Origin of the sequence: Kitasatospora sp. NPDC048715 (genome assembly GCF_043198905.1) — a bacterium.
Classification (GTDB): Bacteria; Actinomycetota; Actinomycetes; order Streptomycetales; family Streptomycetaceae; genus Kitasatospora; species Kitasatospora lactacystinica.
Map to the genome: position 1 here is coordinate 158,217 of NZ_JBICVH010000015.1, position 20,823 is coordinate 179,039.

The window sequence follows — 20,823 nt, forward strand, 5'->3', positions numbered from 1 at the left end:
GCGCGGGCCGTCCGCGCCTCGGTGCCTCGACCGCCCGAGAGCCGGGGCGGCTCAGCGCGGCGGAACCGGGTCCGTCCCGCCCGCGCCCGGGCGGCAGCGCAGCAGCCGTCCGGCCGTCAGCCGGGCCCCGCGCAGCGCGCCGTGCCGGTGCAGTGCCTGCACCGCGTAGGTCGAGCAGGACGGCGTGTACGGGCAGCAGGCCGGACGCCGGGGGCTGACCTCGGTGCGGTAGTGGCGCACCGCGCCGTACAGCACTCCGGCCGCGAACCCGCGCGGGGCGGGGGCCGACGGGTCGGCCGTCCGGCGTCCGCGCGCGCCGGTGAGGGCGAACCGGACGCCGGAGACCATCATCACCGGGATCAGGGCGATCAGGCAGGGGTCGGCGATCTCGCAGCAGCCGTCGAGGCAGCAGTCGGTACCCTCGTCCCGGAGGTGCTTGCGCCGCCGGGCCTTGGCCTCGTCCTCCGGGCGGTAGCGCTTCCGGTACTCCTCCCACATCCGGCGCTGCTTCTTCCGCCGGAGCCGTTCCGAGGCGGGCAGCCACAACCAGGCGCGCTCCGGGCGGGCCGGCGGGTAGTGGGCGCCGAGATCCGGCGTCGGGTCGGACACTGCTGAGAATCCCCTTGTTCCTTCCGCCGGGGCCGACCCCCGACGATCCGGGCCAGATTATCCGAAGATCACCTGGCCGGATCCCGGGCGGGGGCCGGGCCGATGCCGAGCCGACACCGAGCGGATTTCGCCCGCTCAGCCGCCGAGGTTGAGCGAGGGGAAGAGGTCCTCGAACGGCTGGGTGGTCACCGACACGCTCCGGGAGAACGGATTGTCGAAGTCCCAGATCATGAACAGCAGGAAGGCGATCAGCACGCTGAAGCAGAGCGCCAGGGTCAACTCCCGCGGCGTGCGCCGGATCTGCAGCGCGAACAGCATGCCGACGGTCACCACCGCACCGCCGATCAGACCGAGCCAGACCACCCCGGGCATCGTCGGCCCGGCGTTCTGCCCGCGCGAATTGCGGGCCTCCGATGCCTCGCTGACCCGGTCCATGATCGGCTGGTAGGACTGCGACTCCAGGTCGGAGGCGGGCGCCCGGGTGGCGACGTCGTTCTGGAGCTTCTGGAGCAGCTGGTCGCCCTTCTCGGTGATCGCCCCGTTCTCCTTCATGTAGTCCCACTCGGTGTTCACGACGTACGAGACGTAGGCGTCCACGTCGGCCCGGACCTGGTCCCGGAACTCCACCGGGTAGATCACCGCGCGGTCGCTCACCTCGCGCAGCGACTGCGCCTCGCGGAACAGGTCGTCCTGTGCGGCGCCGCGCGCCTCCCAGACACCCGCGATGGCGAGACCGAGGACGATCGCGTAGACCACCCCGATCATCATCGTGATGTACTCGATGACGTCCGGGGTCTCGTCGGTGCTCTCCTCGATCGGTCGGCGCTGCCTGAGCACCACCACCGCCACGACGACGGCACAGGCCGACGCCATGGCGATGATCAACGCCACCCACTCGGACATGGGAACTCCCTTCTCTGGCTTGGCTTGTGACGGAAAGGAAAAGGTTCAGGGGGCGGCCCCGGGCCGACCGGGCCCGGGGCGGGGCCGCCGCCGACCGGAAACCGGTCGGCGGACCACCGGGAGACGGTCAGGACGGACCCGAGCGGCCACCGCGTCCTCGGCCACCGTGACCCGGCCGCAGGGCAGCCGCCGCGATCACGGCGGGAACCATGATCATCAGCATCGTGGTGGTCATCGAGATGCCCTGGTGGTGCCGGGCCATGGGCGCGGGCTTCGTCGCCGGGGCGTGGAACACCGGTCGCGCCGACGGGGTCGGCCACAGCGGGCTCGGACGCACCGCGCTCGGCGAGGCCGCGGGGCTGGGCGCGGCCGGGCTCGGGGCCGCCGGCACGGAGGCCGCGGGCGCCACGGGGGCCGGAACGGGCACAGCGGGCACAGCGGGCGCGGGGGCAGGCGCCGGGGCGGGCGGCGGCGCGGGGACCGACGGCGGTGCGGGGGCCGGCGACGCCGGGGGCGCGGGTGACGCGGGCGCCGGGGTGGGGGCCGGAGTCGGACCGGGCGACGACGGGGTCGGCGTGGGCACGGTCGGTGACGGCGTGGGGGCCGGACTCGGGCTGGGCGTCGAACTCGGGCTCGGAGTCGCGCTCGGGCTCGGGCTCGGGCTCGGCGATGGACTCGGGCTCGGAGTCGCACTCGGGCTGGGAGTCGGGCTGGGGCTCGGCGACGGCGTCGGGGTGGGTGTCGGCGTCGGCGTGGGTGTCGGCGTCGGCGTCGGCGTCGGCGTCGGCGTCGGCGTCGGCGTCGGAGTCGGGGTCGGCGTACCAGTCGGCGTGGGGGTTGGGGTGGGCGTGACGGTGGGAGTCGGCGTCGGCGTACGCGTCGGCGTGGCTGTCGGGGTTGGCGTACGCGTCGGCGTGGGGGTGGGCGTCGGGCTGGGGCAGGGATGCGGGTGGTGATGGTGGTGGTGCCAGCCGTGGTCCCCCCACCAGTCGTCGTCGGACCAGTCGTCCCCCCACCAGTCGTCGTCGTGGTCGTCACCGCCGTGCCCCGGCCCTGCCTGCCCGGGCCCGGCCTGCCCCTCGACCGGCCGCCCGGGCTCGCCGCGCAACCCCGTCGGGCGCGGGGGCGAGGAGAAGGGCGTCGACGGGAAGGGCATCGAGGGGGTGGGAAGCACGGTCGTGGGCGGCAGGGAGAAGGGCGGCGCGGTGGGCTTCGAAGTCGGCTTCGGGCCGGGTTTGGGCGGGTGGCAGGGGTGGTGCCAGTGCGGCGGCTTGGGCCCGTGGTGCCCCGGACCGCCGGCGCCCGGCGTGACGCCGACTCCGACCTGGACGTCCACGTCCACGCCGACGGTCACCTGCCCGCCCGGCCGTACCGACAGCGACACGTCGGTCTCGTCGCACACGCAGACGTCCACCGCCGGACCGCGCGGGGGCCGGCCGGACTGCCCCGCGCCGGAGGCGGTCGCTCCGCCGACCAGTGCGCAGACCGCGACCACGCAGGCCGCCGCGCCGATCAGCCGCACCCGTCGCCCGGGCGCCGCGCCCCCACCGCCGCCGGGCGGTATCCGGCGGATCTGCCGACGCTGGGGCATGGGCTCCACACACCTCTCGGGTCGTCCGGGGAGGACGGAACGGCTCGGGCCGACCGGCCTCAGGGGAATGGGCGGAACGGTCAGGACGGGCAGAAAGATCAGATACGGTCGCATTCCTGACGGACATTCCATCGGGTACGACCAGAAGTGATCAGACATGGTCAGGCGGACGGCCCGCCTTCGGGGGGCGGGCCGTCCGTCATCAGGTCAAACGATCTTCGAGCCGGCCGGTTACGGCCCGCGCCCGCTGTTCCGTGCGCTCAGCTGCGGCGGTGCGCGATCTCCACGTTCTCCAGCACGCCGACCGCGTCCGGCACCAGGATGGCGGTCGAGTAGTAGGCGCTGACCAGGTACGAGATGATCGCCTTCTCGTCGATGCCCATGAAGCGGACCGACAGCGACGGCTGGTACTCGTCCGGGATGCCGGTCTGGTGCAGGCCGATGACGCCCTGGTTGTCCTCACCGGTACGGATCACCAGGATCGAGCTGGTGTTCTCCTTGGTGACCGGGATCTTGTTGCACGGCAGGATCGGCACCCCGCGCCAGGCCGGCACCTGCTGCCCGCCGAGGTCGACGTGGGTGGGGTACAGCCCGCGGGCGTTGAACTCCCGGCCGATCGCGGCGATGGTCCGCGGGTGGGCGAGCAGGTAGTCGGGGTCACGGCGACGGTTGAGCAGCTCGTCCAGGTCGTCCGGGGTGGGCGGGCCGGAGTGGGTCTGGATGCGCTGGTCGAAGTCGGCGTTGTTGAGCAGGCCGAACTCCGGGTTGTTGACGATCTCGTGCTCCTGGCGCTCGCGCAGGGCCTCGATCGTCAGCCGCAGCTGGTGCTCGGTCTGGTTCATCGGCTGGTTGTACAGGTCCGCGACGCGGGTGTGGACCTTCAGGACGGTCTGCGCGACGCTCAGCTCGTACTCGCGGGGCTTGAGCTCGTAGTCCACGAAGGCGCCGGGCAGCTCGAACTCGCCGCGGTGGCCGGCCGACATGGCGATCTCGGCCTCGCCGCGCTCGTTCTGCGCCTGGAGCGGCAGGGCCAGGAAGGACTGGAGGTGCTCCTGGAGGCTGGGCGCGTTGTCCCGGATGGCGGCGAAGTCCGCCCGGGTCAGCGTCAGGGCGACACCGGCGGTGGCGGTCTTGGCGGTGAACTCCCAGGTGGCGTCCGGGTTCAGCAGCGCGTCCTCGCCGAAGCGGTCGCCGTCGCCGGCCACGCCGACCACGGTGTCGTCGCCGTACTTGCCGGTGCCGATCTTGTTGACCTTGCCGTGCGCGATCAGGAAGATCTTGTCGGCGGCGTCCCCCTGGGTGGCGAGCACCTCGCCGGGGCCGAAGTCCCGCTGCTGGCAGCGGTCGGCCAGGGCGGTGAGGACGTCCTCCTCCTCGTAGCCGCGCAGCAGCGCCAGCTCGCCCAGCTCCGCCGGGATCACCCGGACCTGGGAGCCGGTCTTGATGAACTCCACCACCCCGTTGCCGACGGCGTAGGTGAGCCGGCGGTTGACGCGGTAGGCGCCACCGGCCGCCTGGACCCAGGGAAGCACCTTGAGCAGCCAGCGGGAGGTGATCTCCTGCATCTGCGGTGCGGACTTGGTCGTGGTGGCAAGGTTCCGGGCAGCGGCTGTCGCCAGGCTCTGCTGCTTGGCCTGCACTGCCTCCGGGCTCGTGTCCACGGTCATCGGCAGGGATCTCCATTCCTGTGATCGGGTCACGCGTCCAGGGGCATACCGGCCCGTCCTGGCGCATGCCATGACGGATCATCAGATCCGCTTACTGGTGGGGGCGTTGGTGTTTCACGCGAAAGGCGGCCGCCGTCTCCGGGCGGCCCATCCGGAACCCTAGATCACCAGGACCCGACCGGGCCCGCACGGAGGCCCACTACCCCCCGATAGGGTGAATCTCGCCCGGTCCGCCCCCACAGTCACATAAACTCCGGGAACATCCGTTCGCCCCTGCGATCCCCGTGCTGCCAAAGGCTTTCCAGTCCCGGCCCGGGCCCTGCCGAACGGCCCGGAGGCCATCGCCGGACGTCAACCCGGCGCACCGTCCCGGCGTCGGCGAGGAGTGCGCGAACCACCCCGGCGACGCGACGGTCCCGGGGGGCGCGGAGGTCTCCGGGAACGCGAAGGGCCCGTCAGGTGCCGGCACGGGGGAAGCCGGCACCTGACGGGTGAACGGGGGGCGCGCAGGTCGGGGTCCGCACCGGGGAGGCCCGGCGCCCGCGAGGGGCTGCCGATGACGCCGACGGCGCCGACGGTCCCGTCGGGTCAGGCGCAGGCGACCTGGGTACCCGGGATGCCGATGATCCCCGAGTTGTTGGTCTCACCGCCGTTGTACTCGTAGTACAGGTAGGAGTAGAAGTCGATCCGGGTGTCCGGACCGCAGGCCGAATCCGGGGCGACGGCGTACGTCACCGTGAAGGCGCTGCTGGCGCCCGGGGCGAGTGGAACGCTGTAGCGGGCGATGCCGCCGTGGACGTTGTCACTGCACCCGTTGGTCTGGGTGCCGCAGGCGGTCGCGGTGAACTTGAGCCCGTTCTCCAGACTGGTGGCGTAGGTCTCCTGGACACTCTGGTAGACGAACTGGATCGGGGTGTCGTACGGGTTGGTGAGCGTCAGGGAGAGCGTGAACTCGCCGCCCCGGACGGTCGTCTGCTTGTCGGAGACGGCCGTGAGGGGCAGCTGGGTGTCGGCCCGGGCGGCGGGGGCGGCGGCGAGGAGCAGACCGACGACGAGGGCCGGACACGCGGCGAGCGCGGCGCGACTCGGATGTGTTCTGCGCATGACCAAGGAGCGTAGGCCTCGCCTCCGCCCGGGTTGCGTTCCTCGGCCCCGGTCCGTACCGACGCAGGAGCGGCGAACGGACACCGCGCACCCGCCGCCCGCGTTCCGCCCCCACGGGCGTGCCCGGGGCCCTATGCTTCGCCGCTCCTCCCCCGCCCCGTCACCCGCAGGGCGGCAGGATGTCGCAGAGCGCGCCGAGCGCCGCCGGGTAGGCGTGGTCCGGCGGCGTGGCGTAGCCGACCACCAGTCCGTCGACGGCGGGCATCGCCTCCTCGCCGATCGCCGGGTGGCGGTAGTCGGCGAGCCCCTCGACGGCCAGGCCCCGGTAGGCGGCGGCCTTGAGCACCGAGCGCTCGGTGCCCGGCTCCAGCCGGAGCACCGCGTGCAGGCCGGCCGCGATGCCGGAGACCTCGATGTGCGGAGCGCGGGCGGCCAGTGCGGCCACCAGCTGGTCGCGGCGGTCCCGGTAGCGGCGGCGCATCCGGCGCACGTGCCGGTCGTAGCCGCCGGAGTCGATGAAATCGGCGAGGGTGAGCTGGTCCAGGGCGCTGGCCCAGCCCTCGCGTTCGCCCTTGGCGGCGAGCACCCGGTCCACCAGGTGGTCGGGCAGCACCATCCAGCCGAGCCGCAGCGCGGGGGTCAGGCTCTTGCTGGCGCTGCCGAGGTAGACCACCCGCTCGGGGTCGAGCCCCTGGAGGGCGCCGACCGGCTGGCGGTCGTACCGGAACTCCCCGTCGTAGTCGTCCTCCAGGAGCAGCCCGCCGCGCCCGCGCGCCCAGTCGACCACGGCCGCGCGGCGGCCCGGGTGCAGCGGGCCGCCGGTCGGGAACTGGTGGGCGGGGGTGAGCAGGGCCGTCCGGACCTCCGGATACCGGGCCAACTCACCGGTCCGGGCGCCCAGTTCGTCGATCGACAGCGGAACGGTGGCAACGCCCGCGGCGGCCAGCAGCCCGCGGTGGAAGCCCAGCCCGTACGCCTCGACGGCCAGCGGGCCGTGCTCGGCGGGCGGCAGGACGGGTGCGGCGCCGTCGAAGAGCAGCCGCAGCGCGTGGGCGAAGCCGGAGCAGACCACGATCCGGTCGGGGTCGGTGCGCACCCCCCGCGCGCGGGCGAGGTAGTCGGCGAGGACGGTGCGCAGCTCGCGCCGGCCCTGGGGATCGCCGGGCCCGAAGGCCTCGTTGGGGGCGCCGGTGAGGGCCCGGCGGGCGGCGGCGAGCCAGGCGGTGCGCGGAAAGGAGGCGGCGTCGGGCTGCCCCTGCCGCAGGTCGTGGGTGGGGCCGGGGCGGCGGACGGGCCGGCGGGCCCGGGTGCGCGGGACGGGTTCGGCGCGTTCGGCCACGGTGGTCCCGGAGCCCTGGCGGGCGGTCAGCCAGCCCTCGGCCACGAGTTCGGCGTAGGCCTCGGCGGCGGTGTTGCGGGCCAGGCCGAGGTCGGTGGCGAGGGCGCGGTAGGGCGGCAGCCGGGTGCCGGGGGCCAGTCTGCCGCTGCGGATCGCCTCACGCAGCGCCGCCATCAGCGCGGCGCGCCGACCCCCGGTGGCGGGGAGGTCGAGGTGCAGGTCGTTGCCGGTCGAGTGGGCGGGCTCGGAGGGGTGCGTGCCCCGCGTGTCCGTCATGGTCACGCACCCTACCGGCCGCCGCCCCGGCCCTCCTCGGGCGGTTGCCCGGCCGCGGGCCGGGACTGTCCCTCCTACGGCACGACGGTGACCGGCCAGCGGCCGGCCTTGACCAGCCGGACGGCCACCGAGCCGATCACCTTGTGCCCCGCCTGCTCGGAGACGCCGACCACCACGGCGTCGGCGCGCAGTTCGTCCGCGAGCTTGGCGAGGCCGCCGTACGGGTCGCCGCGCATGGTCAGGAAGCGCCACTCCACCTTCCACACCTCGCGCACCCGGTGCTCGGCCTCGCGCAGCGCGGCCAGCAGTTCCTCGGCGATCTCCTGGGTGGTCTCCTCCACCGCGGCCCCGGCCAGGGCGGTCGCGGCGCCGAGGATCGGCTGGATGTACGCCACCGCGAGGACGGCGCCCTGCCGGCGGGCCAGTCCGGCGGCGTAGGCGGTGGCGCGCCAGGAGGAGTCGGAGCCGTCCAGGCCGGCCAGGATCACGCCGGGGCCGTCGGTGCCCAGCTCGAAGCCGGCGGGTGCGGCCGCGGCCTCGTGCTCCGGGGGGCCGGTCGGCGCCCCGGCCGCGGCGGCCCCTCGCGCGCCGGCGTCCGCCGCCCCACCCGTACCGGCGGCCGCCTCTCCCGCGTCCGCCGTGTCCGCTGCATCGCTCTCGTTGCTCATGGAAATGAGGCTATGCCCGCCACCGGGAGTGACGGCGGCGGGCTCTCCGGGTGAGGGCTGTGGCCCGGGCCACCCGGGGCGGTGGCCCGGACGCCGAATCCGGCACCGGCGGCTGGCCGACCGTCACACGCTGTCGACCGTGTGGGCGGCCTCACAGCGGTTCTGCGGGGGGTCCGGAGTGGCGCGGGCCACTTCCCGGGGCTATTTGATCTTGGAAATAGTGGTAAATCGGGCGAAATCGCCACAATTCCTTGATCCTTACGCCCGGTAACAGCCCTCTGACATGGCTAAACCTTCGAATCCTTGAAACCGCCACGACCACCCCCGTAACTTCGAACCCGTTGCACCGAGCGATCCGCTCCGGCCGGGCCAACCGCCCCCGGGCAGGACGGTGCAGAACCACGCGAGTGACGTGTCCCCGAAACCGACGGCCTTCCGAGGGTCTGGTTCCGCGCGCTCGCGAACCCTCCGAAAGGAACTCCATGACCTTCCGCAACGAGACCGCCGCTGCCGCCACCACCGCCACCCCGAAGCGCCGCAACCGCATCCGGATGGCTCTGATGGCCGGGGCGCTCACCGCCCTGCCCGCGGCCGGCCTCGTCGCGGCCACCAGCGCCTCCGCCGCGCCGGCCACGGTCTGGGACAAGGTCGCCGCCTGTGAGGCGACCGGCAACTGGGCCGTCAACTCCGGCAACGGCTTCTACGGCGGCCTGCAGTTCACCTCCAGCACCTGGGCCGCCTTCGGTGGCACCGCCTACGCCCCGCAGGCCCACCAGGCCACCAAGGCGCAGCAGATCTCCGTCGGCGAGAAGGTGCTCGCCGCCCAGGGTCCGGGCGCCTGGCCGGTCTGCTCCGCCAAGGCCGGTCTGACCAAGTAGGACCGCACGCCACGAGGCCGCCGCACCCCACCCGGGGTGCGGCGGCCTCGTCGTGCCCGGGGCCCGCGGGATCGGGGCGGCCGGGACGAACGCGCCGGTCAGGACGACCGGGACGGTCAGGACGGCCGGGGCGGGAGCGGCAGCGGGACGGCCGGCAGGCCGTCGATGCTGGTGCCGACCAGCGGCTTGCGCTCGCAGTAGGCGCCGAACTCCTCCTCCTCCTTGCGGTCGAAGTACTGGGCGTGCAGGTCGCGGTCGGCGCGGTAGTCCATGAACGGCACCGCGTAACCGCAGGAGTCGCTGACCCGCTCGGCCTCGACCAGCACGATCGCCCGCAGACCGGAGCCGTCCGCGGCCGGGTCGAAGTGGCGCAGCAGTCCGGCGAACCGCGGGTCGTCCCGGAACACCGGCTCGCCGCGCCCGTGCACCCGCACCACGGTCGGCGGGCCCTCGAAGGCGCACCACATCAGGGTGATCCGGCCGTTCTCCCGCAGGTGGGCGACGGTCTCGGCCTGTGAGCCGCCGAAGTCCAGATAGGCGAGGGTGAGTTCGTCGATCACCACGAGCGTCCCGGCGCGGCCCTTGGGCGAGAGGTTGACGTGCCCGTCGGCGGCCAGCGGGGCGGTGGCGACGAAGTAGACCGGCTGGCGCTCGATGAAACCGCGCAGCCGGCCGTCGATGCGTTCGTACTGCTTTCCCATGGGCGCAAGTGTGCCCGCATCCCGACTGGTGGGAAAGGAGGTTCCGGCCCCTGAGACGGCCTCTCGGGCGGCCCGGGCCGCCCGAAGCCGACCGACCGCCGTCCGCGCCCTCCAAAGGCCGCCCGGCGGCGCCTACGATGGTTCGGGTACCTGCCACCCGCCAGGCCGAGCACGGGAGTTGCGATGACCCGGAGCACCCTCCCCACCACCGCGCCCGGGACGGTCCTCGGCACCCCCGCCGCGCCGCTGCGCCCGTACGTCCTCGGCTACCGCGGCTACCGGCTGGCCCTGCGCCGGCCGCTCCGACGGCTGGAGGTGCCGACGGACGTGGTCACCGTGGCCCTCGCCTTCGAAGGCACGATGAGCCTCACCGACGCCGTCTCCCCCGCGCCCGCCACCGCCTTCGGCTCGGTCGCGGCCGGGCTGCGCCGCACCGCGACGATCGCCGAACACGCGGGCGTGCTGCACGGTTTGGCCGTCTCGCTCACTCCGCAGGGCGCCTTCCGGGCATTCGGTCCGCTGGCCGGCGAGCTCGGCGGGCACTGGGCCGAGGCCGGGGACGTGCTGGGCCCGCGGCTGCGGGCGCTGACCGACCGGCTCGCCCACGCCCCGAGCTGGCCGGCCCGGTTCGCCATGCTGGACGGCTACTTCGGTGCGCTGTTCGCGTACGGGCCGGACTGGGACCCGTCCGTGCACTGGGTCTGGCGGCAACTGCGGCACACCCACGGGCTGGTGCCGATCGGCGCCCTGGTCGAGGGCACCGGCTGGAGCCGCCGCAGGCTGGAGCTGCGCTTCCGCGAGCACCTCGGGCTGGCCCCCAAGCAGGCGGCCGGCATCCTCCGGCTCCAGCGCACCCTCCACGTCCTGACCGCCCACGAGGAGCGGACCGCCGGGGACCACCCCTTCGGGCGCCGCCCCGCCGGGGCGCGAACCACCGGCGCCGACCTGGCCACGCGCTGCGGCTACTACGACCAGTCGCACCTCGACCGGACCTTCCGCGCCATGGTCGGCCGCTCGCCGAGCGCGTTCCTGGCGTCCCGGCGCACCGCCGCCGCCCTGCCCGAGCCCGCCGGCCGGGTCACCGACCGGGTCACCGGGCGGGTGACCAGCACCCTCCTGGACGCCGGAGGCTGAGGCGCACGCCCGCGCACGACATGCGGCCCCCGAAAGTGCGCGGCCGCCGGCGGTGCGCATTTGTACAAGACGAACCGGTGCCCCGCCCGGCACGCTCGAAGGGCCCGGCCGGTACGGGGGACCGGCCGGTCACGGGGGCGGGCAGGCACGGGGCACGCGGGGCGTCAGCCGGTCAATGCTTCATGTAGACGCTGTCCATGAACTCGATGATCTGCTGATCGGTCAGCCGCTGGCCGTCGCGGTGCCCCATCGCCAGGTCGGCCTCGCTGATCATGCCGACCAGCCGGTCCCCGTCGATCACCGGGATGCGCCGGATCTGGTGCTGCTCCATCTTGCGCAGCACCGCCTCCATGCTGTCCTCGGCGCGCACGCAGTGCAGGTGGCCGGAGAGCTCCATGGCCGTCATGGTGGCCGGGTCCTTGCCCTCCGCGATACATCGCAGCACGATGTCGCGGTCGGTGATGATGCCCTTCAGCTTCTGGTCGTCGCCGCAGATCGGCAGCGCGCCCACGTTCTTGTCGCGCATCATCCGCGCGGCCTCGGCCAGCGTCTGGTGGGCGCCGACGCACTGGGCGCCGGTGTGCATGATGTCTCGGGCAGTGGTGGTCACGGGGACTCCTTCGTCGGTGGTTCCCCCCGCTGGTCCCCCCGCATCCCCCCGGCGGCGCTCCCGGGCTCCCGCCGTCGGGGCGGAAGGGGTGTGACCGCGCCCTCACCATAAGCAACCCCGCCCCCGCCCGCGACCCCGGCCCGGCGCCCGGCGGCCCCGACCGCCGATACTGGGAGCATGACCACGGACGCCGAGCGGACGGTCGACGAGGCCGTCCGGGCCCGGCCCACCACGGCACTGCGCCGCTACCTGGCCCGGTACTCCGGCTACCGGCAGCGCGGCCTCGCCCCCTCCGCGCACCGCGGCCTGCCGTCCCCGTACCTGACCTTCATCCTCACCCTCGACGAGCCGCTGGTGATCGCCGGGCACCCCGATCCCGCACAGCCGCCCGGCAGCTACCCGACCTTGCTCGGCGGACTGCACACCACCCCCGCGCTGATCACCCACGAGGGCGCGCAGTCCGGCGTGCAGATCGCCGTGCACCCGCTCGCCGCCCGGGCGCTGTTCGGGCTGCCCGCCGGGGAGTTGGCCGGGATCGACGTACCCGCCGAGGAGGTGCTCGGCCGGTTCGCCCCGCGGCTCCGGGAGCAGCTGCTGGTCGCCCCCGACTGGACGGAACGGTTCGCCGTGCTGGACGGGGCGCTGCTGCGGGCCGCCCGTCCCTCCGGCCGGGTGCCGCCCGAGGTCGGCCGGGCCTGGCAGGCACTGCGGCGCAGCCACGGCGCGCTGCCGGTGGCGGAGCTGGCCCGGGAGACCGGCTGGAGCGCCCGGCACCTCCAGGAGCGGTTCCGCCGGGAGACCGGGCTGACCCCGAAAGCGGCCGCCCGGGTGATGCGCTTCGACCGCGCCCGGCGCCTGCTCGCCGCCACCGAGCCGCCTCCCCGGCTCGCGGAACTGGCCGTGCGCTGCGGGTACTTCGACCAGGCGCACCTGGCCCGCGAGTTCCGGGCGCTGGCCGGGGCCGCGCCGAGCGCCTGGCTGGCGGCGGAGGGGCCGGAGCAGGCGAAGTTCCGAAACGTCCAAGGCGGGGCGCCGGGTGCGGCCGCAGAGTGGGAGGCGGAACGACCCGCACGACGACCCACGCTTCCCGAGGAGTGAGTGAGCCATGGACGCCACCGAGACCCCCGCCCCGCAGGTCTGGCCCAGCCTGCGCGCCACCGACGCCCGGGCCCTGATCCGCTTCCTGGTCGAGGCCTTCGGCTTCCAGGAGGTCGTCACCTACGGCGAGGGCGACGTCGTCGCGCACGCCGAACTCGCCTGGCCCGAGGGCGGCGGCGTGATGCTCGGCTCCGAGCGCGGGACGCCCGAGGGCGCCGAGCCCTGGCCGGGCCGGCCGGGCGGCTTCACCGCGTACGTGGTCACCGCCGACCCGGACGCCGTGCACGCCCGCGCGGTGGCCGCCGGGGCCCGGATCACCACCGGGCTGTACGAAACCGACTACGGCTCGCGGGACTTCGCCGCCGCCGACCCGGAGGGCAACCGCTGGTACTTCGGCACGTACCCGGGCGCGCCCCGGCCGCCCGCCGGGCGGACGACGGGCATCTGAGGACGGCCCCCGGGAGCCCTCGGGGCGGCCGCCGCCGAACCGGGGCAGACTGGCTGCGGGGGCACCCCACCGGAGGCGCCGGAGACAGCGGAGGCACCTGAGGCATCGGAGACAGCGGCGACAGCGGAGGCATCGGAGGCATCGGAGGCGGAGCGTGCCGCAGATGACGGTGGACGGGCGCACCCTCGCCCTCTCCCACCTCGACAAGGTGTACTACCCCCGCACCGGCACGCCCAAGGGCGAGGTGCTGCGCTACTACGCCGCCGTGCACACCGCCCTGCTCCCGCACCTGCGCGACCGCCCGGTCTCCTTCCTGCGCTGCCCGGACGGCGTCGAGGCGGAGGTGTTCGTCGCCAAGAACCCGCCGCCCGGCACCCCGGCCTGGGTGCGCACGGTCGACGTGCCGAGCAACACCGGCGAGCTGCGGCAGGTGGTGCTGGAGGACGGCGCGGCGCTGCTGGCGGTCGCCAACCTGGGCTGCCTGGAGCTGCACGTCCCGCAGTGGCACGCGGCCGCGCCCGCCCTCGCCGACCGGCTGGTGCTGGACCTCGACCCCGGCGAGGGCGCCGACGTGCTCACCTGCCGCACGGTCGCCCTGCTGCTGCGGGAGCGGCTCGCGGCGGACGGTCTGGCGGCCTGGGTGAAGACCTCCGGCTCCAAGGGCCTGCACCTGCTGGTCCCGATCGAGCCCACGCCGAGCACCCGGGTCTCCGGTTACGCGAAGGCGCTGGCCGCCGCCCTGGAGGCCGAGCGCCCGGAGCTGGTGGTGCACACCATGGCCAAGGCCCGGCGCCGGGGCCGGGTGCTGGTCGACTGGTCGCAGAACAACGCCAAGAAGACCACCGCCGCGCCGTACACCCTGCGGGCCCGGCCGCTGCCGACCGTCTCCACCCCGCTGGCCTGGGCGGAACTGGAACGGGCCACCGAGGAGCGGGACCTGGTCTTCACGCTCGCCGAGGTGCCCGACCGGCTGGCCGCGCACGGCGACCTGCTCGCCCCGCTGCTGGACCCGGAGCGGGCCCGGCCGCTGCCAGGTGCGCCCTCGGCGTCCGGAGCGCGGCCGCCGGCGCGCCAGGTGCTGCACCCGCCCGTCGAGGTGATGCGCCCGGCCGCCGTGACCGCCGTCCCGCCCGCCGACGGCCTGGGCGGCGGGGGCGTGCAGTACGAGCTGAAGCTGGACGGCTTCCGCTGCGTCGCCTTCGCCCGGGGCGGGCGGCCCGCGTACCTCCAGTCCCGCGGCGGCCGCGACCTCGCCCCCGAGTTCCCGCTGGTCGCCGCCGCCGTGGCCCGGCTGCCGGAGGGGCTGGTGCTGGACGCCGAGCTGGTCGCCTGGCGCGGCGGCCGGTTCGCCTTCGGCGAGCTGCTGCGCACCCGCCGGGCCCGCGCCGCCGCCCCCGAGGTGGCGCTCGGCCTGATCGCCTTCGACCTGCTGGCGCTGCCCGGCCGCGACGTCCGCGGGCTGCCGCTCACCGACCGCCGTCGGCTGCTGCTCGCCGCCCTCGCCGACGTCCCGCCGCCGATCCGGCCGGTCATGGCCACCACGGACCGGGCGGAGGCGCTGGAGTGGATGGAGCGGCTCGCCGACACCGGGGTGGAGGGCCTGGTCTGCAAGGCCGCCGCCGCCGCGTACCGGCCGCGCGGCGCGGGCCGGGTCTGGGTCAAGTTCCGCCGCGGCGACACCCTGGACGCCACCGTCGGCGCCGTCACCGGCCCGGCCGACCACCCGCACGCGCTGGTCCTGCGGCTCGACGACGGCCGGGTGTTCCTGACCTCCCCGCGGCTCACCCCGGTCCAGTCCGGCGAGGTCGCCGAGGTCGTCCGCCCCTTGCTCGGCCCGCCCGGCACCGACCCCGAGCACGGCCCGGTCCACCCGCTGACCTCGCCCCTGCGCGCCGAGTTCACCCTCACCGGCCGCCCGCCCACCGCGACCTTCGTCCGCCTCCGGGGCGACTGACGTCGGACCGCGCTCACTTCCCGCGCTTCGCCGACGCGTGGGCGAACTCCGTGACGAAGGCGTCGTCGAACAGCGGCAGGTCGGCGGGCCTGCGGCTGGTGACGAGCGGGCCGGGGCCGTCGTGGCAGACGTGCACCGGCTCGTCCACCCAGTGCGCACCGGCGTTGACCAGGTCGGTGCGCAGGCTGGGCCAGGAGGTGAGGGTGCGGCCGCGTACGGCGTCGGCCTCGATGAGTGTCCAGGCCGCGTGGCAGATCGCCGCGACCGGCCGGCCGGCGGCGCCGAAGGCGTGCACGAAGCCGACCGCCGACCGGTCCAGGCGCAGCCGGTCCGGGTTGGCGACGCCGCCGGGGAGGACCAGCCCGTCGTAGTCGGCCGGGTCGGCCTCGGCGACCAGCGCGTCGACGGCGAAGGTGTCGCCCTCGGCGTGGTGCCGGACGGTCCGGACCCGCCCCTCGGCGGTGGACAGCAGCCGCGGGGTGCCGCCGGACTCGGCGACCGCCTGCCACGGGTCGGTCAGTTCGACCTGCTCGGCCCCGTACGGCGCGACCAGGAACGCGATCGTCCGGCCGGTGAGCGTGGTGGACGGCCAGCCCATGGCGCGGTCGCTCAGCCCGGGTGCGGGGCGGTCAGGTCGACGGCCACGGGCGGAGCGGTGCTGAGCCGGGCGCGCGGGCAGTCGAGGTGGACGGCGCGGTCGAGGTGGTCGAGCCGGGCGACCAGTCCGGCCGGGACGAGCACCCGGGCGCCCGGCACCCAGGGCTCGGCGTCGACCAGCAGGTGGTCCCCGGCGTCCTGTTCGACCCGGCCGACCGGGCCGTCGGTGGCGTGCACCTCGTACCCGACCAGCGCGAGGTCGGCGGCGGGATGGGAGCCCGGGCGGTACTCCCACAGGTCGGTGGTCATGGCGTCACGCCTCCGGCCGGTCCCAGGGGCGCCGATCGCGGCGCTCCCGGCGTTCCCGGAACTCCGTCGGGTCCGCCGGTGCGACACCGCTGCGGGCCTCGCGCCGGCGGCGCAGCAGTTCGGAGGCGGCGACCGCGGCCCCCACCGTCGCCGCCCAGACCACCCCGAGCGCGACCAGTACGGCGGTGGCCGGTGTCCGGGCGCCCACGCCGAAACAGATCGCCGTCATCACCAGGGCGGTCAGCGTCACCCCCGCCGTGACCCTGCGCCCGACCCCGCGGAGCACGCGCCGGACCCGGCTCGGCGCTTTGGCCCCCATCGTGCTCAGCTTCCGGTCGAGCCGTGTGTCCTGGCGCAGATCGGACTCGATCTCCTCGAGGAGCCGCCGCTCCCATCCGCTCAAAGCGGGACCGTCCATCTCGGTCACCTCCGACACTTCCGGTGACGTGCTCGCACCCGGCGGTTGCCCGGTACGGGCCGGCACTAACCGTTGCGGGCACCGCCTGTTCCGGCGCCGACGGGCCCGAAGGCCCGGGGGCGGGCGAGCAGGCTGTCGTCCAGGACCCCCAACAGGGCGGCGGCGTCGCGGTGGACCTCGGCCGCGCCCGCCGCCCGCAGCTCCGGGCCGGTGTCCCGGCCGGCCGTCAGGGCGACGCACGGCACCCCGGCCCGCCGCACGGCCCGTACCTCGCGCACGCTCCCGGCGACGGCCACGGCGTGCCAGGGCCTGCCGTCCACCAGGTCCAGCGCGGCTCTCACCGGATCGCCCCCGGGATCGGCCACGGTGAGCGCCGGAGCCCCGGCGGGCCCGGGGCCGGTCAGCACCACCGTCCACCCCCGGGCGGCGCACTCGCGCAGCAACTCGGCACCGCCGGGCAGCGCGGGCTGCCACCAGTCGGTACCGAAGAGAGCCGCCGAGACCACCGTCATGACCACCGCTTCCGTTCGCGGGCGACGCACCGAATGCTCCCTTCCAGGTTAGGTCGCTCCTCCGCCGCGCGCGCAGCCTGCGACCGGGCCTCCGGAATCCTCTCGACGGCCCGGAAAAGTGGCTGGTCAGGGGTGATCGTTTGGCCCTAGGGTGTCGCTCCGTCACATTGGTCCAGTCCAGGAGCCCGATCCCCGATGCCTTCGCCCGCCGTGTACCGCTCGCCGAGAGCCAGCGCCACCGCCGCCACCGTTCTGCTCGCCGTGAGCGCCGCCACGACCCTCGCCCCGCTCGGCGTGGGCCTGCGCCTGTACGGGGAGGCCGGCGATCTCGCCACCGGCGCCGAGTCCGACGGCTCCGCGCTGATGGACACGGCGCAGCTCTACGACAACGTCGGCTACCTCCAGGTGGTGGCCCTGGCCGCGTCCGCGGTCGCGTTCGTCACCTGGTTCCACCGGGTCCGGGTGAACGCCGAGGTCTTCGACCCGCGCGGGCACCGGTTCAAGCGCGGCTGGGCGATCGGCGCCTGGTTCACCCCCGTGGTCGCGCTCTGGTTCCCCCGCCAGATCGCGGGCGACATCTGGCAGGCCGGCGCCCGGCCGGACGCCTCGGGCGTGCGCCCGCAGCTCCCGCAGACGCTGCTCAACCTCTGGTGGGCCACCTTCTGGATCTCCAACGCGACCGGCCGGGTCGGCTCCCAGTACCTCGACTCGGCCTCGGCGCAGTACGCGGACGGCTACCAGCAGGCCGTCGGCTGGCTGATCGCCTCCGACCTGCTGCTGGTGGTGGCCGCCGTGCTCGCCGTCCTGGTGGTCCGCGGGCTGACCGCCATGCAGGAGGAGCGCTTCACCGAGTCCGCCGCCCCCGCGTTCGGGCTCCACGGCGGCACCGTCCGGGGCTGAGCCCGGTCGGTCGGCCGGGGCCCGCGGGCGGGGCGCTCAGTCCGTGAACGGGTCGGAGGCCAGCCGGGCGTGCAGGTGCTCGTCCGTGTAGACGCCCCCGCCGTAGGTGTAGGAGGCGCGCAGGGTGCCCTCGTACGGGAAGCCGGCCCGCGCCGCGACCCGGCAGGAGTCCTCGTTGCCGACGGCGTGGTAGAGCTCGATCCGGCGGGCCTCTGCCTGCTCCACCGCCCAGCGGGTGGCGGCGGTGGCGGCCCGGGTGGCCAGGCCCCGGCCGCGGGCGGCGGCGAGCAGCCAGTAGCCGACCATGACGACGCCGTCGTCCCGGTTGGTCCACACCAGGTAGGCGTTGCCGCACAGGCGGCCGTCGGCGGCGTCGACGACGGCGAAGGGGGCCGCGGTGCCGTCGGCCCAGCGGGCCTCGCAGCGGTCGAGGTAGGCCTCGACGTCGACCGGGCCGGAGCCGCCGAGCGGGGTCCAGCGGGCGACGGCCGGGTCGGCCGCGGCGGCGGCCAGGGCGGGCACGATGCCGCCGGGCACGTCGAGGCCGTGCCCGAACGGGCGCAGCAGGGCGTCGCCGAGGTCGAGGACGGTGGGGCGGAAGACCCGCCGGTCGGTGGCGGGATCGCTGATGGTCATCCCGTCTTCCTATCCCCGGCGCCCCCGGGCCCGCCAGCGAATTTCCCGGGGCCCGGGCCCGCGGCCGCTCCGTCCGGGTCGGAGCGGCCGCGGGCCCGGAGCGGGTCAGATCCGGGCCAGGTAGCCGTTCTCGACCAGCCAGAGCACGTTCGGCCTGGCCGGGCCGCCGGGCAGCAGGGCGCCGTCGAGCTGGTACTGGAGGCCCCAGCCGGGCTGGTTGAACCACGGCGCGATCGGGCCGGCGTGCACCGTGAAGGCCTTGACCACCTTGTAGTCGTGGTAGTTGCAGGCGGCCGGCGGGTTGCTGTCCAGGCTCTGCGGCGGGAGCGCGCGGTTGGCGTAGGGCAGGCCCTCGGGGGCGAGGTAGGCGCCGTACTCGCTGCCGTAGCGGTCGATGTTCTGGTTCGGGTACAGCGTGAGGTCGAACTCGATCGGGCTGCCGTCGGGCAGGGTGACGTAGCCGTCGGCCGGCGGGTAGATCCAGCCGCCCTTGCCGCCGTTGCCGGCCGGGTCGTAGTACTGGGCCAGGAAGGTCTGGTCGCTCGCGCCGCCGGTGCGCTGGTAGCCGGCGAGCTGGCGGCCGACCGGACCGGTGGTCGGGAGGTCGGCGGGGCCGAGGCGGGCGTCGTCGTGGTGGAAGGCGGCGGAGCACTGGTCGGAGGGGGTGGCCGCCGGGGCCGCGAGGGCGGCGGGGGTGCTCACGGCGGTGAGGGCGGCGGCCGCGGCGAGCGGCGCGACGAGCAGGCGAAGGCGAAGGCGCACGGTGTCTCCGTCGAACGGGTCAGCGGTCGAAAAGGGAGCCACGGAGGGGCGTTGTGCTCACCCTCCGTGGCTGGTTCGACACCAGGCAATCGGATCTTCTGATCATTCGTCAATATAATCCGTACGACTGCTCGTTCGACTGCGCGGATTCCACCGAACCCGGGACAGCGGGGCCGCCCGTCCAGGAGGATGGGCGGTCCGGCGCCACCGGGTCACCTGCCCGGGGCGACCCGACCGAGCAGGTGGAGCAGCCGGTCGAGAGCGTCCTTGGAGTTCGGCTCGGTCAGGTTGACCATCAGCCGGAACGCCACCTTCAGCAGCGCCGGGTGGCCCAGCCCGGCGGCCCCGGCCGCGCCGAGCAGCTTCGGGCGGCCCAGCAGGTCCGCGGCCAGGCGACCGAGCGCGAAGTAGCCGGCGTACGCGGAGCGCAGCGCCTGCGGGTAGGCGCGCAGGGCGAGTTCGCGGCCGCGGTCGGTGCGGCGGGCGAGCGCCTGGACGATGGTCTCGGCGGCGAACCGGCCGGACTCCATCGCGTAGGCGATGCCCTCGCCGGTCCCCGGGCTGACCGTGCCGCCCGCGTCGCCGACCAGCAGCAGGCCGTCGGCGTAGTGGGGCCGGCGGTTGAGGCCCATCGGCAGGGCGGCGCCGCGGATCGGCTCGGTGACCCCGTCGGGCGTGTAGCCGTACTCCGGGGGCAGGCCGTCGCACCAGCGGCGCAGCAGTTCCCGCCAGTCCACCTCGGTCCCGGTGGTGTCGAGGACCCCGAGGCCGACGTTGGCGGTGCCGTCGCCCATGCCGAACACCCAGGCGTAGCCGGGCAGCAGGCCCCGGGCCGGGTCGTCGGGGTCGCGCAGGTCGAGCCAGGCCTCCAGGTAGCGGTCGTCGTGGCGCGGGGTGGTGAAGTACGTCCGGTACGCGACGCCCATCGCGCGGTCGGTACGGCGGTAGCGCTTCATCGCCACCGACAGCCGGGTGGAGTTGCCGTCGGCGGCGACCACGACCGGGGCCCGGTAGGCGACCGGCCGGCGCTCCTCCCCCGACCTGGCGGTGACGCCGGTGATCCGGCCGGTCCGCTCGTCCAGCAGCGGGCCCGTCACAGTGACGCGTTCGACCAGCCGGGCACCGGCCGATGCGGCCTTGCGGGCGAGCAGTTCGTCGAAGTCGGCACGGCGCCGGACCAGTCCGTACCCGGGGTAGGCGGAGAGCTCGGGCCAGTCGAACTCCAGCGAGCGGCGCCCGGAGATCAGCCGCAGGCCCCGGTTGTGCAGCCAGCCGGCGCCCTCGGAGACGTCGATGCCGAGGTCGGTCAGCTGCTTGACGGCGCGCGGGGTGAGGCCGTCGCCGCAGACCTTCTCGCGCGGGAAGGCGGACTTCTCCAGCAGCAGGACGTCCAGCCCGGTCCGGGCGAGGTGGGCGGCGGCGGTGGAGCCCGCCGGTCCGGCGCCGACCACGATGACGTCGGCGCTCTCCGCGGCCCGGACGGCCTCCTCGTCCCTGTCGGTCTCCTCGGGCCGGACGGTCCGCTCGGGTCGGACGGTCTGCTCTGGGCCGGGCATCGCACTCTCCCACGGGTCGGATCGGCTGTACTCGCGACGGATTCCTCGGACTGGGCGGTTCCGGACGGACGATAGAGAACCCCGGCACCCGCCCGCCGCCCCGACACGCAGGCCGCCGCCGCGAACCGGTCAATACCGGCCACCACGGCCGTC

The 20,823-nt window shown here is 75.0% G+C and carries 22 protein-coding genes and 1 pseudogene; 8 read left to right on the forward strand and 15 right to left on the reverse strand.

Going from position 1 to position 20,823, the window contains the following annotated elements; all coding sequences use genetic code 11:
• Nucleotides 1-51: 51 nt before the first annotated feature.
• Together yidD and ACGFSC_RS27105 are read right to left on the reverse strand one after the other, a co-directional pair.
• Nucleotides 52-609, reverse strand: a complete 558-nt coding sequence (gene yidD / locus ACGFSC_RS27100; RefSeq protein WP_359902688.1) for a membrane protein insertion efficiency factor YidD — start codon at nt 607-609, stop codon at nt 52-54.
• Between the two features lie 135 nt (nt 610-744).
• The gene (locus ACGFSC_RS27105; protein ID WP_359902690.1) at nt 745-1,512 is read right to left on the reverse strand and encodes a hypothetical protein; all 768 of its coding nucleotides are present in this window, start codon (nt 1,510-1,512) and stop codon (nt 745-747) included.
• 209 nt (nt 1,513-1,721) lie between these two features.
• Between ACGFSC_RS27105 and ACGFSC_RS27110 the strand changes: the two genes are divergently transcribed.
• Nucleotides 1,722-2,468, forward strand: a complete 747-nt coding sequence (locus ACGFSC_RS27110; RefSeq protein ID WP_359902693.1) for a hypothetical protein — start codon at nt 1,722-1,724, stop codon at nt 2,466-2,468.
• An 895-nt stretch (nt 2,469-3,363) separates the two neighbouring features.
• Here ACGFSC_RS27110 and ACGFSC_RS27115 read toward each other — a convergent pair.
• From ACGFSC_RS27115 to ACGFSC_RS27130, 4 genes are all read right to left on the reverse strand, one after another.
• Complete coding sequence (locus tag ACGFSC_RS27115) at nt 3,364-4,770, reverse strand: family 2B encapsulin nanocompartment shell protein (RefSeq protein ID WP_359902695.1); 1,407 nt, start codon at nt 4,768-4,770, stop codon at nt 3,364-3,366.
• Between the two features lie 588 nt (nt 4,771-5,358).
• Complete coding sequence (locus tag ACGFSC_RS27120) at nt 5,359-5,874, reverse strand: hypothetical protein (protein WP_359902698.1); 516 nt, start codon at nt 5,872-5,874, stop codon at nt 5,359-5,361.
• A gap of 160 nt (nt 5,875-6,034) precedes the next feature.
• Nucleotides 6,035-7,489, reverse strand: a complete 1,455-nt coding sequence (locus ACGFSC_RS27125; RefSeq protein WP_359902701.1) for a PLP-dependent aminotransferase family protein — start codon at nt 7,487-7,489, stop codon at nt 6,035-6,037.
• A 74-nt stretch (nt 7,490-7,563) separates the two neighbouring features.
• Nucleotides 7,564-8,157, reverse strand: coding sequence for a universal stress protein (locus tag ACGFSC_RS27130; RefSeq protein ID WP_392864047.1), 594 nt, complete (start codon nt 8,155-8,157; stop codon nt 7,564-7,566).
• A 482-nt stretch (nt 8,158-8,639) separates the two neighbouring features.
• Here ACGFSC_RS27130 and ACGFSC_RS27135 point away from each other — a divergent pair, with 482 nt between their 5' ends.
• Nucleotides 8,640-9,035: a transglycosylase family protein gene (locus ACGFSC_RS27135; RefSeq protein WP_392864049.1), complete on the forward strand. Its 396-nt coding sequence runs from the start codon at nt 8,640-8,642 to the stop codon at nt 9,033-9,035.
• Nucleotides 9,036-9,151: 116 nt separating this feature from the next.
• Here ACGFSC_RS27135 and ACGFSC_RS27140 read toward each other — a convergent pair whose 3' ends face one another.
• On the reverse strand, nt 9,152-9,736 hold the full coding sequence (locus ACGFSC_RS27140) for a pyridoxamine 5'-phosphate oxidase family protein (protein ID WP_359899322.1): 585 nt from the start codon (nt 9,734-9,736) through the stop codon (nt 9,152-9,154).
• Nucleotides 9,737-9,919: 183 nt separating this feature from the next.
• Between ACGFSC_RS27140 and ACGFSC_RS27145 the strand changes: the two genes are divergently transcribed.
• Nucleotides 9,920-10,870 carry an AraC family transcriptional regulator gene (locus tag ACGFSC_RS27145; protein WP_359899324.1) on the forward strand — a complete coding sequence of 317 codons (951 nt, stop codon included), beginning with the start codon at nt 9,920-9,922 and terminating at the stop codon, nt 10,868-10,870.
• Nucleotides 10,871-11,042: 172 nt separating this feature from the next.
• Here the strand turns inward: ACGFSC_RS27145 and ACGFSC_RS27150 are convergent, their stop codons facing one another.
• Entirely contained in the window at nt 11,043-11,456 is a 414-nt protein-coding gene (locus tag ACGFSC_RS27150) for a CBS domain-containing protein (RefSeq protein WP_359899446.1), read from the reverse strand.
• A gap of 201 nt (nt 11,457-11,657) precedes the next feature.
• On the opposite strand from ACGFSC_RS27150, the gene ACGFSC_RS27155 reads away from it, so the two are divergent.
• The 4 genes and pseudogenes from ACGFSC_RS27155 (at nt 11,658) to ACGFSC_RS27170 (ending at nt 14,980) form a co-directional block, all read left to right on the forward strand.
• Nucleotides 11,658-12,578 carry a helix-turn-helix transcriptional regulator gene (locus ACGFSC_RS27155; protein ID WP_359899326.1) on the forward strand — a complete coding sequence of 307 codons (921 nt, stop codon included), beginning with the start codon at nt 11,658-11,660 and terminating at the stop codon, nt 12,576-12,578.
• A gap of 7 nt (nt 12,579-12,585) precedes the next feature.
• Complete coding sequence (locus ACGFSC_RS27160) at nt 12,586-13,026, forward strand: VOC family protein (protein ID WP_359899328.1); 441 nt, start codon at nt 12,586-12,588, stop codon at nt 13,024-13,026.
• 163 nt (nt 13,027-13,189) lie between these two features.
• Nucleotides 13,190-14,059, forward strand: a pseudogene (gene ligD, locus ACGFSC_RS27165) (non-homologous end-joining DNA ligase); the annotation flags it as partial.
• A gap of 66 nt (nt 14,060-14,125) precedes the next feature.
• Complete coding sequence (locus tag ACGFSC_RS27170) at nt 14,126-14,980, forward strand: DNA ligase (RefSeq protein WP_359899448.1); 855 nt, start codon at nt 14,126-14,128, stop codon at nt 14,978-14,980.
• 13 nt (nt 14,981-14,993) lie between these two features.
• Here the strand turns inward: ACGFSC_RS27170 and ACGFSC_RS27175 are convergent, their stop codons facing one another.
• The 4 genes from ACGFSC_RS27175 to ACGFSC_RS27190 all read right to left on the reverse strand — a co-directional run bounded on the left by ACGFSC_RS27175 (nt 14,994) and on the right by ACGFSC_RS27190 (nt 16,846).
• Nucleotides 14,994-15,578, reverse strand: a complete 585-nt coding sequence (locus ACGFSC_RS27175; protein WP_359899330.1) for a type 1 glutamine amidotransferase domain-containing protein — start codon at nt 15,576-15,578, stop codon at nt 14,994-14,996.
• Between the two features lie 11 nt (nt 15,579-15,589).
• Nucleotides 15,590-15,886 (reverse strand): PRC-barrel domain containing protein, encoded by a 297-nt coding sequence (locus tag ACGFSC_RS27180; protein ID WP_359899332.1) that lies wholly within the window; start codon nt 15,884-15,886, stop codon nt 15,590-15,592.
• A 4-nt stretch (nt 15,887-15,890) separates the two neighbouring features.
• The gene (locus ACGFSC_RS27185) at nt 15,891-16,304 is read right to left on the reverse strand and encodes a hypothetical protein (protein ID WP_359899334.1); all 414 of its coding nucleotides are present in this window, start codon (nt 16,302-16,304) and stop codon (nt 15,891-15,893) included.
• Between the two features lie 65 nt (nt 16,305-16,369).
• The gene (locus ACGFSC_RS27190; RefSeq protein WP_359899335.1) at nt 16,370-16,846 is read right to left on the reverse strand and encodes a hypothetical protein; all 477 of its coding nucleotides are present in this window, start codon (nt 16,844-16,846) and stop codon (nt 16,370-16,372) included.
• A gap of 165 nt (nt 16,847-17,011) precedes the next feature.
• Between ACGFSC_RS27190 and ACGFSC_RS27195 the strand changes: the two genes are divergently transcribed.
• Complete coding sequence (locus ACGFSC_RS27195; protein ID WP_359899337.1) at nt 17,012-17,716, forward strand: DUF4328 domain-containing protein; 705 nt, start codon at nt 17,012-17,014, stop codon at nt 17,714-17,716.
• A 36-nt stretch (nt 17,717-17,752) separates the two neighbouring features.
• On the opposite strand, the gene ACGFSC_RS27200 is transcribed toward ACGFSC_RS27195, so the two are convergent.
• The 3 genes from ACGFSC_RS27200 to ACGFSC_RS27210 form a co-directional block, all read right to left on the reverse strand.
• Complete coding sequence (locus ACGFSC_RS27200) at nt 17,753-18,352, reverse strand: GNAT family protein (RefSeq protein ID WP_359899339.1); 600 nt, start codon at nt 18,350-18,352, stop codon at nt 17,753-17,755.
• 105 nt (nt 18,353-18,457) lie between these two features.
• A complete protein-coding gene (locus ACGFSC_RS27205; protein WP_359899340.1) occupies nt 18,458-19,114 on the reverse strand; it encodes a TNT domain-containing protein in 657 nt (218 codons plus the stop codon).
• Nucleotides 19,115-19,326: 212 nt separating this feature from the next.
• Nucleotides 19,327-20,670 (reverse strand): geranylgeranyl reductase family protein, encoded by a 1,344-nt coding sequence (locus ACGFSC_RS27210; RefSeq protein ID WP_359899342.1) that lies wholly within the window; start codon nt 20,668-20,670, stop codon nt 19,327-19,329.
• Nucleotides 20,671-20,823 lie beyond the last annotated feature (153 nt).